The sequence below is a fragment of the Methanospirillum sp. genome (genome assembly GCF_035406105.1).
In the GTDB taxonomy this organism is placed as follows: Archaea; Halobacteriota; Methanomicrobia; order Methanomicrobiales; family Methanospirillaceae; genus Methanospirillum.
The window spans coordinates 1-11,785 of the sequence record NZ_DAONKG010000059.1; the positions used below are offsets into that span (position 1 = coordinate 1).

General features: G+C 50.3%; 11 protein-coding genes and 2 tRNA genes. 7 read left to right on the forward strand and 6 right to left on the reverse strand.

Going from position 1 to position 11,785, the window contains the following annotated elements; all coding sequences use genetic code 11:
• Positions 1-1,115 (reverse strand): AIR synthase-related protein (locus PLA23_RS05115; protein WP_324474278.1); only part of this gene is annotated, 1,115 nt, incomplete at its 3' end.
• 95 nt (positions 1,116-1,210) lie between these two features.
• Between PLA23_RS05115 and PLA23_RS05120 the strand changes: the two genes are divergently transcribed.
• Genes PLA23_RS05120 through PLA23_RS05130 form a run of 3 tightly spaced genes read left to right on the forward strand, consistent with a single transcriptional unit; the run spans position 1,211 to position 5,935 of the window.
• A complete protein-coding gene (locus PLA23_RS05120) occupies positions 1,211-3,805 on the forward strand; it encodes a S8 family peptidase (protein WP_324474281.1) in 2,595 nt (864 codons plus the stop codon).
• A 57-nt stretch (positions 3,806-3,862) separates the two neighbouring features.
• Entirely contained in the window at positions 3,863-5,686 is a 1,824-nt protein-coding gene (locus PLA23_RS05125; protein ID WP_324474283.1) for a S8 family peptidase, read from the forward strand.
• A 30-nt stretch (positions 5,687-5,716) separates the two neighbouring features.
• On the forward strand, positions 5,717-5,935 hold the full coding sequence (locus PLA23_RS05130) for a hypothetical protein (protein ID WP_324474285.1): 219 nt from the start codon (positions 5,717-5,719) through the stop codon (positions 5,933-5,935).
• Positions 5,936-5,949: 14 nt separating this feature from the next.
• Here PLA23_RS05130 and groL read toward each other — a convergent pair whose 3' ends face one another.
• Both groL and groES read right to left on the reverse strand, forming a co-directional pair.
• Positions 5,950-7,560: a chaperonin GroEL gene (gene groL, locus PLA23_RS05135; protein WP_324474286.1), complete on the reverse strand. Its 1,611-nt coding sequence runs from the start codon at positions 7,558-7,560 to the stop codon at positions 5,950-5,952.
• A gap of 9 nt (positions 7,561-7,569) precedes the next feature.
• A complete protein-coding gene (groES, locus tag PLA23_RS05140; RefSeq protein ID WP_324330070.1) occupies positions 7,570-7,842 on the reverse strand; it encodes a co-chaperone GroES in 273 nt (90 codons plus the stop codon).
• Between the two features lie 98 nt (positions 7,843-7,940).
• Between groES and PLA23_RS05145 the strand changes: the two genes are divergently transcribed.
• On the forward strand, positions 7,941-8,435 hold the full coding sequence (locus PLA23_RS05145; protein ID WP_324474287.1) for a winged helix-turn-helix transcriptional regulator: 495 nt from the start codon (positions 7,941-7,943) through the stop codon (positions 8,433-8,435).
• Positions 8,436-8,442: 7 nt separating this feature from the next.
• Here the strand turns inward: PLA23_RS05145 and PLA23_RS05150 are convergent, their stop codons facing one another.
• On the reverse strand, positions 8,443-8,922 hold the full coding sequence (locus tag PLA23_RS05150; RefSeq protein WP_324330066.1) for a Mut7-C RNAse domain-containing protein: 480 nt from the start codon (positions 8,920-8,922) through the stop codon (positions 8,443-8,445).
• Complete coding sequence (amrS, locus tag PLA23_RS05155; protein WP_324330064.1) at positions 8,919-9,926, reverse strand: AmmeMemoRadiSam system radical SAM enzyme; 1,008 nt, start codon at positions 9,924-9,926, stop codon at positions 8,919-8,921. Before amrS ends, PLA23_RS05150 begins: the two co-directional genes overlap by 4 nt.
• 101 nt (positions 9,927-10,027) lie before the next feature.
• Between amrS and pyrH the strand changes: the two genes are divergently transcribed.
• From pyrH to nth, 3 genes are all read left to right on the forward strand, one after another.
• Positions 10,028-10,738, forward strand: coding sequence for a UMP kinase (gene pyrH, locus PLA23_RS05160; RefSeq protein WP_324330062.1), 711 nt, complete (start codon positions 10,028-10,030; stop codon positions 10,736-10,738).
• A 45-nt stretch (positions 10,739-10,783) separates the two neighbouring features.
• A tRNA-Pro gene (locus tag PLA23_RS05165) sits at positions 10,784-10,858 on the forward strand.
• A gap of 9 nt (positions 10,859-10,867) precedes the next feature.
• A complete protein-coding gene (gene nth, locus PLA23_RS05170) occupies positions 10,868-11,509 on the forward strand; it encodes an endonuclease III (RefSeq protein ID WP_324330060.1) in 642 nt (213 codons plus the stop codon).
• Positions 11,510-11,621: 112 nt separating this feature from the next.
• Here nth and PLA23_RS05175 read toward each other — a convergent pair.
• Positions 11,622-11,693: transfer RNA gene (locus tag PLA23_RS05175), tRNA-Ala, on the reverse strand.
• Positions 11,694-11,785 lie beyond the last annotated feature (92 nt).

Below are 11,785 nucleotides of genomic sequence, written 5' to 3' on the forward strand. Positions count from 1 at the left end.
ATGACCGATGATTTCACCCCGATCCCTGACAGAAGGGCCTGAACGCCTGCAATTGTATCCGGTTGTGCGATGATAAGCAGAGCATCAATGGAGACGCCGAGGGGATCAATCTCAAGATCCATGAGCATCTGGTAGACCTGTGTATCTACAAGATCCGTGACTGCGTCTTCCTCGACGATAAACCGAAGTCCTGCTGTCTTTGCCATCTCATGTACATCGCCTCGCAGCCCGCCGTTTGTTACGTCAGTCATCGCGTGAATGGAACTGAGCAGGTCGCTTCTGAGGATGGCATCTGCCGCACGAAGGAATGTCAGGTTTATTGTCCGGTCAACAACGTCATGATACCCGTAATAGAGGGCAGTGGTTGCAATGGTGCCCCCTCCTGCCCCTTCGGTCATGAGCAGGAGATCGCCCGGGGCTGCCTGACGACGTGCGGTGATGTGATCTGCAACCCCCACGGTTCCGACACATCCAGTCATCCGGTCACCAATGACCATATCTCCACCGATTCGCAGGGTTGATCCGCTCACAAGGGGTACCCCGGTCAGTTCACCAACCGTCGTAACTCCGGCGGTATAGTCAAAGATCTTCGCTACATCACCGTCATCGGCCACATGGATATCAGAGAAGAGCATGACTGGTCGTGCCCCCATCACATAGCAGTCCCGGAGGGTTGCACGGGTCACATGAAACCCGGCAAGGTACGGAAAATCCGAAAGCCGGGAGTGCATTCCGTCCACAGTACAGACAATAAACTGCCCGCCTGCCTGAACCACACCGGCATCATCCATGTCCTCAACACCCACGGTTGCCGCAGATGTTCCGATTATCTCGGCAATCTTGCGGTGTGCATAAAAATCGCCCGTTCCCCTGGACCCGACACCAAACGCACCCATGGTAACGCCGGCTTTTTCATAGGTGAGGATATCGCGGGAGATATCACTGGATATATCAGTGGTTGCAGATACCTCAACCATGACTGCCTGTGCAAATGAAAGGGCTTCTTCCCTGCTGATATCTTTAATTTCTATGATCCGGTCAGCAAGGTCAGATAGTATATCCTCGGGAGCCCTGCCTTTCTTCAGATTCCGGCGGGCATAACCCTCAACATCCATATCACAAGGTTTGCAGTCCCAGGATAAAATAAGGGCATATGCTCCGAAAGTCTTCTTATGCTCTATCGGTAAACCTATCTTCTGCTGGTGGACTGGTGCACAAGAGCGGAGTTATATTTTCTTGGGTACTCATCGGAGTTATCCTTCTAATTGCATGGGATGGAGGAGTGACCGGGGCTGATGAACCGGAACATTCGCACGGTCCTGATCTCTCAAGTGATCTACTTCAGCTTCTTAACCGTTCATCGTGTCCGCCTGGTCAGGGTCCTGATGATATTATCCGGACAATGGAGGAGAGTGGACAGATTCGCAGGAATGAGTCCGGAATATGGGTGGTTCATGTCACGCTGATCCTAGAACCGAATGAGACTGGTGCGAAGATCCTACCCCTCCTCTCTGAACCGGTTGTGGATCCATCGTACCATCTTATTACCGGCTGGGCGACCCGGGACAACCTGACGATGCTCTCCGCAATGACTGGAGTGAAGCAGATTACCCCGGTCTTTCCCCCCGCTTCATCAGGGTCATTTGAAACAGAACAGCCTGAACCTAAAGAGACCCCTGATCCCGGATGGAAGATGAAACTCTCAACCGATCTGCTCCAGCTCATCGGCGAAGCCTACCTCTCCCCCGGTCAGTCTCGGGCAGATATGATGGCTCTTATGGAAAAGACCGGTGAGATTCGTCTTGCAGGCACTGATGTTGAGGTCCGCATTTCTGCAAAGGTACAACCATCCGACTCACCATCCCGGTATGAGTCATTCTTCTCGTCTCCGGTTGTTGATTCTCTGTACGGCCGGATTGGCGGATGGATTCGGGCTGATAATATCACCCGCCTTGCAATGCAGGAAGGAATCCTCTCCCTGACTGTGCAGATACCACCACGAACGTCAGCGATTACCACCGAAGGGGATTATCTGCTTAAGACACGGGAATTTCGAAATATTTCCGGCCTCTCCGGGACCGGGGTGAAGGTCGGAGTGATATCTGACGGGGTTGATGGTCTTGATGATCTAAAAAGGCGTGGAGAACTTCCAGACGTTGAGGTGCTCTCTGATACGGTCGGTGGTGACGAAGGGCTTGCCATGCTCCAGATTATTCATGATATCGCGCCAAATGCCACCCTTCTCTTTCATGACCGGGGATCAAGTCAGATAGAATACGTGCATGCCCTGGACCAGCTGATTCGGCATGGTTGCTCCATTATCTGTGATGATATCACCTATGTGGAGCCGTTTTTTGAAGACGGCTATATAAGCCAAAATATTATCGATCGGATCCTTTCATATAATATCCTGTATATTACGGCAGCAGGCAATTTTGCGCAGGAACATTATCAGGGCCGTTTTTGCGGGTATGAGGATCAGGGGTACCTGTGGCATGATTTTCAGGGGAAATCAGGGCGTGATTTGAAATTTACCGTCCCACCCGGTCTTGCAGGCCATGTCATCCTGCAATGGGATGACCGGTTTGGCTCTTCTGCCAATAATTATGATCTCTTTTTGTATGATGACTCAGGCCGTGAGATTGCCCGGAGTGTGAACCTGCAGGACGGGGATGACGATCCAATGGAGTGGGTACGGTTTGTTAATGGAGCAGATCGGCCACGAGAATATACGGTCAGGGTTGTCCAGGCGGCGGCAGAGGATGCACTCCTTGAGATCTATGTCCTTCCGCTTTCAGGCCGTTCTGTAACGCTTGATCCCTATACTCCTGAAGATTCCGTTTTTGGTCAGCAGGCTGTAAAACAGGCCCTCGTGGTGGGGGCAGTAGCGCCGGGGATGAAAAACATCACCGTTCAGGAGTACTCATCCCGTGGACCGGTTACGATCCGGTATCCAACGTTTGAGATGAGAAAAAAACCGGATCTTACTGCTCCTGATCATATCACCGTCCTGACCGGTTCGATGCAGCCTGCAGTCTTTACCGGCACCAGTGCGGCAGCACCCCATATTGCAGGTCTTGCAGCACTGGTGCTGAGCGGATCTCGTGGCATGAAGGAGAGTGATGTCAGAACACGTATTCTGAATGCAACCGGTCGTTCTCCGGATGAGTGGGATGACGGGTTTGGCCGAGGGATACCGGATGCAACAAATCTTACCCTTCCTGATCAGTCAGGACAGGAATCCTGGTATCCGGTTACAACCGGGTGTTTGTTTGAGCCACGAAAGAATGATGCGGGTGATCGGATCGTCCTCTATCCAGGCTGGAATATGGTATCAATCCCCTATCCACTCGCGAAAGGGAATGATACGGCTCGGATTTTTGAACCGGCTGACACGGTCTTTCATTCCATCTGGCGGTATAATCCAGCCGAAAGGACCTGGAATGCCGTCCATCCGGATGATCAGCTTATTCAGATGGATGTTGTCTGGGTATATGCCCGCAATGAGACCACAATTCCCCTCTCCTTTGACACAACGGGAAATAATCAGACGGTAAAACAGTTGGAGCAGGGCTGGAATCCAGCTGGTGTACCAGGACGGGAGAGTGTTACCGCCCGGGACCTCCTCTCACCGCTGACAGATGCATGGACCACGGTGCTCGTATTTGATCCAAAGACACAGGAATTCCGTCCTTCTATCATAAACGGTGGATCAGGGACATATTCTCCATCCCGGCTCTTATATCCGTCAGAAGGGTGGTGGATCTACATGAACCGCCCGGGAATCCTCCTCCCTGGTTGCTAACAAATCAGAGGGTTTTTGTCTCTCTGATACAGATGATGAAGTACTCGGGCAGGAGACATGGTGGGGCATAACTGGGGGTGCCTGATTCGGAGCGGATGCTCTATCAGACCAGTGATTATGGGCTGTATTGGTCTGGTTGTAGTGTGTGGTCTTATATTTCCAGCAACCGGCGCAGATACCGGAGATGTCAGGCTTATTGTCTATACAGCCCCAAATGAATCAGGGGGATATGATCCGCTCCCTCCTGATGTTCCGCTTCCTGACAATGTAACCTATTCTCTCCGATCCCCGACATTGGGATTTATCACCGTAGATATCGATCCGAATGAGACTGAGTATATCAGAAATGAATTGTTAAACCTGCCCTGGGTGCACGAGATTGAACCTGATGTGCACCGTACCATATCAGGAACGGTCACCTCTGATGAGATGATCACAAACCGGTCTTCTGATCAGTGGGCACTTGTCAGAATCGGGGCCGATACCGTGCAGGATTTTGGGCTGAACACGTCAGCTGTCAAAGTAGCAGTCATCAGCACCGGGGCAGATATGACCCATCCTGATCTCGTGCCAGCCTTTCGCGGATATGACTGGGCCGATCAGGATAGCAGACCTGAGGATACAAACGGGTACGGGACGGCTCTATGTGGGGTAATCTCCGATATTGCAGGAAATGTCTCCCGGAACCAGACAAACGCATCAGTCATTCTCATACCGGAACGGATCGGGACATCCGGAAATGATCTTGTGGCATCGCGGTCTGCTCTTGCCATTGCTCATGCAACCGATGCCGGTGCCGATATTATTCTGATGGGATATGGCGGGACTGAACCATCACGTGCGGAAGATCGGGCGATCGCCTATGCAAAAGAACACGGGGTTCTTCTTATTGCTCCGGCCGGGGATGAAGACTCAAACACGATGCATTCCCCGTCCGATCATTTTGATGTGATATCGGTCGGGTCTGTTGCAAAAACGGACGGACTTTCGTACTTTTCCAATTATGGGATTTATACCGAACTTGTGGCTCCGGGAGAAGAGGTTATTGCTCCATTTCTCAACCGGTCATACTGCAGGGGAAGGGGGACGGGGTTTGCAGCCGCAGCGGTTGCCGGTGTTGCTGCACTCATAAAGAACCAGTATCCGGGTCTTTCTGCAGAGGAGATACGAACCCTTCTCCAGTCTTCAGCAACTGACCTTGGGAGAACGGGCCGGGATATCTACTATGGATATGGTCTGATAAATGCTCCGGCTGCATTGAAAGCGGCTTCGGATTTGAGCCTTCAGAAAACACTGATTGCATTTCAAAAAGGCGCAGTATCCCGTGAGATGCGGCGGTCATTACCGCCTGGAAATATAACCGTTCACGAATTACGTCTTGGTTCAGGTTGGAATTTTATCTCGATTCCCGCTCAACTCAGGTCTCAGAAGACCTGTCGCGATCTCTTTTCAAAAGTCAATACGGACGGTCATACCATCTGGACCTACAAAAACACCGAGGGATGGACCCCGCAAAACCCTGATATATCTCCTGCCCCTCTGGACGGACTGCTTGTTTATGCTGACACACCAGTAACGGTCCCCTTGGTCCTTGATATGAATAAAAACAGAACAAAAACGCTTGAACGAGGATGGAACCTTGCCGGATCACCGGCTTTGCAGGAGATACCGGCCCGGGATCTCTTCTCATATTCTTCAGAACCAGTTCCTCCCTCCTGGGTCAGTATTCTTCCCTACAATGTCTCAACCCAGCAGTATGAACCGGCCATCATCAGCGGGGGCACCGGCAGGTTCTCTGACTCCCGGACGATTCCTCCCTTTACTGCGTTCTGGATCTTCATGGAGACAAACGGAACGTTTATCCGGTCATCAGAGGTATAACCTATTTACTCTGCAGGAGAATTGTGCATAATGGTCCAACTCGGTGAACGGTTTTTATATGCATTTGAGATAACCGGGGCATGTATCATCGGTCTGATCTTTGTCGGGATGGCGGTTACCTCTCAATCAGCCGATATGGCCTGGAAATTGATGATCGCCGCAGTTCTGTGTTTTTGTATCGCCCTGTTCTTTGGGGTAATGTATATGACAAATGCAAAGGAACGGGAAAAGAGAAAATTCAGGATGTAGTCTGAAAAAAAAGATTAGATGATGATTGCGGCAGATGGCTTATCTTTTTCTTCGTCGAAATCGACAACAACTGCCTCAGTGGTCAGGAGCATTCCTGCAATGGATGCAGCATTCTGAAGACCGGATCTGACAACCTTTGTCGGGTCAAGAACTCCTGCCTGGAGCAGGTCCTCATATACATCGGTCTTTGCATTGTATCCAAAGGTCTCGCTTGGATTGTTTTTGATCATTGCAATGACTTCTGCCCCTTCTTGACCGGCATTGTATGCAATCTGGCGGAGTGGTTCTTCAAGAGCACGCTTGACAATGTTGACACCGATCATCTGTTCTGCGTCTACCTTGATGTTCTCAAGTGCCTTGATTGCACGGAAGAGGGTGACTCCACCACCGGCGACATAGCCTTCCTCGACTGCTGCCTTGGTTGCGTTCAGTGCGTCATCAATATGCATCTTCTTCTCCTTGACCTCAGTCTCGGTTGCTGCGCCTGCCTTGATGACTGCGACACCACCGGAGAGCTTTGCGAGACGGTTCTGAAGAGTGGTCTTGTCGTACTTCTTCTCGGTGATGTTCAGCTGGGACTCGATCAGCTTCTTGCGGCTCTCAATCTCTGATTTCTTACCCTTTCCTCCGACGATAGTGGTCTTGTCCTGGTCAACCTTGACGGTGCGTGCCTGACCAAGGAGATCAAGGGTGACATCTTCGATGGCAAGGTTCCGCTCTTCACTGATGACCGTTCCACCGGTGAGGATTGCGATATCCTGCAGGACTTCCTTTCTGACATCTCCAAACTCTGGTGCCTTGACTGCACAGACCTTGATTGCCCCGCGGATGATGTTTAAGATAAGGGCAGTCTGTGCTTCACCGTCGACATCGTCAGCGATGATAAGAAGTGGCTTTCCGGCTTGTGCGATCATCTCAAGAACCGGGATTAACGTCTTCAGGCTTGAGATCTTCCGGTCAGTGATGAGGATGTAGGGCTCTTCAAACTCGACAACGCGGCGTTCCTGGTCGGTGACCATGTACGGTGAGATGTAGCCACGGTCAAACTGCATACCCTCAACATGTTCAAGAGTTGTCTCAAGGGTTTTTGAGTTCTCAACGGTGATGACACCGTTATATCCAACCTTGTCCATGGCATCAGAGATTAGGTTCCCAATCTCCTCGTCGTTGTTTGCAGAGATGATAGCGATACGGTTGATGGTCTCCTTGTCCTTTACCTCGATGCTCTTTGCCTTGATGGAATCGACAGCAGCATCGACGGCCTTCATGATACCCTTTTTGATCTCGATGGGGTTGGCACCGGCGGTGATATTCTTAATACCTTCGGTGATCATGGCCTGTGCAAGGACGGTTGCGGTGGTTGTACCGTCTCCGGTGGTGTCCTGGGTTTTTGAAGCAACTTCTTTGATGAGTTTTGCACCAACGTTCTCGAACTTGTCTTTCAGTTCGATCTCTTTTGCAATGGTAACTCCGTCGTTGGTGACTACCGGACCGCCAGCCTTGTCAAGGACAACATTTCTTCCCTTTGGTCCGAGGGTGATCTTTACGGTATTAGCTACTTTGTTAACGCCTTCAAGGAGGGCATGACGGGCGTTTTCATTGAACATGAGTTGTTTTGCGGACATGTCTGGCACCTAGTTCAGTTTTGCGACAACATTCTTAAACTCGACGATGACATACTCTTCCTTGTCAAGTTCTACCTCTTCCTGGCTGTATCCACCATAGAGGATGATGTCTCCTGGCTTGATGGGGAGTTCCTTTCCATCATCGAAAGTTCCAACGGCGATTACTTCTCCCTGTTTCTTCTTCTCCTTTGCAGAGTCAGGGATGTAAATGCCTCCCTTGGTCTTCTCTTCCTGTTTATATGGTTTAATCAGGACACGTGGTCCGATTGGTGTGATTGCCATACACTTACTCCTTTCTAATCCAATGTGCACATAATTGTTGATTAAAAATTCTATATAAATTTTATTCTAACGTTTGGGATCATTTCGATAAAATTGATATGATCTCAACAGTAACTGATCCTATCACATCCATGCATCAGCGGCTCATCCTTCATGACCTCCCCAGACCGACCAAAAAGGACCTGATCGAAGAGATCTACTGGCTGTGTGATACCTTAGGTCTCTCGTCCGGCAGGGATCTTGACAACCTGTCAACACAGATCATCCTGAAAATACTGGAGCATTCATCAGAATCTGCTGGCATATCATCTGATGAACTTGGATCACTGCTTGCCATATCACAGGGACGGGTAAATCATCATTTACGAAATCTCTCACGGTCCGGCATGGTGTATCGTGACCGACGTCTGATTCATCTGCGTGGAAGAAGCCTTCGGGATTCTATCCGGGAGATTCGCCGGGATGCAAACAGGATATTTGATGAACTGGAGGCTGTTGCGGATGAGATTGACGGACTTGTGGGCCTATCTGATCGATCATCAGAGAAGGCACTGGTCATCAGGACGAAATCAGGACTGATTATTCATAAGTGACGGTATATCATTCCGTTCCATGCAGCATCCTTGTCAGCTGATTCCGCATATTTCTCGTGTGTGACCCTTCCCAGTACTGCCGATGACAGACCGGACAGTACATAAGCGATGCATTATCAGGAGAGAAGGTGTCTGATGCATGAGGTGATGTCCCCTCCTGTAACAGGGCATTACATCGGGAACATCGTGTCAGTCTGATCTCCGGTGAAATGAGACCGGCTTTGGCCAGTTGTCTGATCTGCCCGGCAAGGTCTGATGATACCAGGCGGATTGCATGATCGCCCCCCCGTCGTGCAAGTTCAGCATCCTGTGTCAGAATATACCTGTTCTCACGTTGTGCGATCTGTAAAATCTCTGTATCCTCCCGGGGGTTGCCGAGGGGAAGATCAGATGCATCCCGGCAGTCATATCCCATAAAGCGCAGGTATTTACAGAGTGACCCTGCCATCCGGTCACAAAAAAAGGCAGTTTCCTGTTCTTTAGTCATATGCGTGTGATGATACCGGTCTCCTTCCCGCAATGGGCACATTTTCCCTGATGCAGATGTATCGGGCCGATGGAATATCCGGATCGCCCGATCAGGAGGTTGTTACAGTGGGGGCACCAGGTCTGTTCATATTCATGACCGGGCACATTGCCCAGATAAGGATACCGCAGTCCTTTCTCTTTTGCGAGGTGGAATGCCCGCTCAAGGGTTCTGATCGGGGTTGCCGGGATCTCCTGCATTTGAAAGTCAGGATGGAACCGGGTAAAATGCACCGGGGTGTCTGCCCCCAGGTTATCAATCACCCAGGAGATGAGACGGCCGGTTTCAACCGGGTCGTCATTGAGACCTGGAATCATCAGATGCACGATCTCGATATGAAGCCCCAGCTCTCTGGCACGAATTGTGGTATCAAGTACCGGCTGGAGCCGGGCACGGCAGATTTTATGATAAAATTCTTCCGTAAATGCCTTGATATCGACCCGCCATGCATCAAGATCAGGGGCCAGATCGGTTAAGGCATCCTCGGTCATATAGCCATTTGTCACATAAATGGTCTTCAGTCCCTGCTGATGAGCAAGCCGTGCCATATCCTGTGTGTACTCAAACCAGATCGTCGGTTCATTGTATGTCCATGATATCGAGGAGGACCCTGATGCAATCGCCCGTTTTACTCCTTCCTCTGGTGAGAGTGTCTTTTGCCTGATACTGTCAAAAGCGGCATGTGAGATGTGCCAGTTCTGGCAATGGCTGCATGAGAAGTTACAGCCGACACCGCCCAGGGAATAGGAGAGGGTTCCGGGTAGAAAATGATACAGGGGTTTTTTCTCAATGGGATCGACCGCCTCTGATGAGACACGGCCATATGTTTCAGCAATGAGCTGGCCTCGTATGGATCTCCTGACTCCACATATGCCGGTTTTCAGATCCGCAATCCTGCAGTGATGATTGCACAGATTGCAATGCATGATACCTGCATCATCACGGGAATAGTGTCGCGCTTCCATGATTATCCTGATACTCTGAAGATGGCTGGTACGTTATTTATAAATGAAGTACTGGTTCTGAATAACCTATATGGTTTCTATCAGTGAACGTATGAGGTTGAATGCCTACTATTGTGCTCTCACTGGGCGGATCTGTGCTTCTTCCTGACATAGATCGCCCGAATATAAAACCTTATATCTCTGTTTTGACCAGAATTTCTGTACATCATCGTCTTTTTGTTGTTGTGGGCGGGGGGGGAACGGCCCGTCAGTATATCGCTCTGGCACGATCCTTTGAGGCAGATGAAGCCTTTTCAGATGAACTTGGAATCATGGTAACCAGGCTCAATGCAATGCTTCTTGTCGGCGCACTTGGAGAGGCAGCATATCCGGCTGTTGTCACCAATCATACCGAAGCACTCTGCGCTGCTGAATCAGGAAAGATTGTTGTGATGGGGGGTATCACACCCGGACAGACAACAGATGCGGTTGCTGCAGTTCTTGCCGAACGGGTACAGGCGGATCTCTTCATCAATCTGACCGCAGTGGACGGGATATATTCTGCCGATCCACGCAAAGACCCCTCGGCATCCCGGTTTGATACTATGACACCTGCTGAGTTACTCAGTGTGGTGATAGGCCAGCAGGCAGTGGCCGGTGTCAACACGGTCATGGATATTGTGGCGGTGAAGATGGTTGAGCGGTGCGGTATCCCGCTTCTCGTGATGGACGGGCGTGATCCTGCACTTCTTGAAACAACGCTTGAAACGGGCAGATTTGTCGGAACACTGGTCACCAGGCAGGGAAAAAATCCATTTCCACTCAAAAAATAAAAAGGAAGGGTATAAATGGTACCAGGTTCAACATATGTCCCGCACGGGGTAATAGGGTAGCCTGGTCCATCCTAGAGCGTTTGGGACGCTTTGACCGCAGTTCAAATCTGCGTTACCCCATCTTCTTTTATGAAACATGCTGATCCGGACAGTATCCTTTCCCGTCTGCGGTCACAGTATGATCTTTCACAGAGCAGAGATGAATTTCTTCACTTCAGAAATCCGTATGAGACCCTGATTGCAACCATCCTGTCTGCTCAGACAACGGATCGGTGCGTGAATAAGGTCACGAAAGAGTTATTTTCCAGATACCCAGATTGTGCAGCCCTTGCTCAGGCTGACATCCGTGATGTTGAGCGCATCATCCATCCGACCGGGTTTTATCATGCCAAGGCCAGACATATCATCGCGGCATCACAGATGGTCATGACGGAATTTCAGGGCAGAGTGCCCGATGAGATGGAGGATCTGATACGGCTTCCGGGGGTTGGGAGAAAGACAGCAAATATCGTGCTTGATCATGCATTTTCAAAGACAGCAGGGATTGCCGTTGATACCCATGTGAGACGGGTGTCCATGCGCCTTGGAATTACCGATGAGAGTGACCCTGACCGGATAGAAACGGATCTGGTTTCGTTTTTTCCACAGGATTCCTGGGCTGAAGTCAATGGTCTCTTTATTTTACATGGTCGCAGGGTATGTACTGCACGCAGACCTGCCTGTGACCAGTGTGTTCTTTTTGATCTCTGCCGGTATGCATCAACGGGATAATATATTCATTCCTGCTGAACGGTTCTGATGATGGTGAAGGGAGAACAGGATTATTGAACGTGTGAGTATATCGTATTCATACTGGTACGTGCACAAAATGAGAGAAAAGAGATGGACCGAGCGGGAATTGAACCCGCGGCCTCTACCATGCCAAGGTAGCGATCTCCCACTGATCTACCGGCCCGCCTTATTAGGTTGCAACTTCTTCCTTATATACTCATCCATATGTTCTGAGAGCTGATCCATAATGTCGGTTCTTGTCGAATTCTGAAAGGG

What these genes read in the sequence shown, in the direction of transcription:
- PLA23_RS05125 (WP_324474283.1), top strand. Translation starts at nt 3,863, where the DNA reads ATGGTGGGGCATAACTGGGGGTGCCTGATTCGGAGCGGATGCTCTATC.
- PLA23_RS05130 (WP_324474285.1), top strand. Translation starts at nt 5,717, where the DNA reads ATGGTCCAACTCGGTGAACGGTTTTTATATGCATTTGAGATAACCGGG.
- groL (WP_324474286.1), bottom strand. Translation starts at nt 7,560, where the DNA reads ATGTCCGCAAAACAACTCATGTTCAATGAAAACGCCCGTCATGCCCTC.
- groES (WP_324330070.1), bottom strand. Translation starts at nt 7,842, where the DNA reads ATGGCAATCACACCAATCGGACCACGTGTCCTGATTAAACCATATAAA.
- PLA23_RS05145 (WP_324474287.1), top strand. Translation starts at nt 7,941, where the DNA reads ATGATCTCAACAGTAACTGATCCTATCACATCCATGCATCAGCGGCTC.
- PLA23_RS05150 (WP_324330066.1), bottom strand. Translation starts at nt 8,922, where the DNA reads ATGACTAAAGAACAGGAAACTGCCTTTTTTTGTGACCGGATGGCAGGG.
- amrS (WP_324330064.1), bottom strand. Translation starts at nt 9,926, where the DNA reads ATGGAAGCGCGACACTATTCCCGTGATGATGCAGGTATCATGCATTGC.
- pyrH (WP_324330062.1), top strand. Translation starts at nt 10,028, where the DNA reads ATGCCTACTATTGTGCTCTCACTGGGCGGATCTGTGCTTCTTCCTGAC.
- nth (WP_324330060.1), top strand. Translation starts at nt 10,868, where the DNA reads ATGAAACATGCTGATCCGGACAGTATCCTTTCCCGTCTGCGGTCACAG.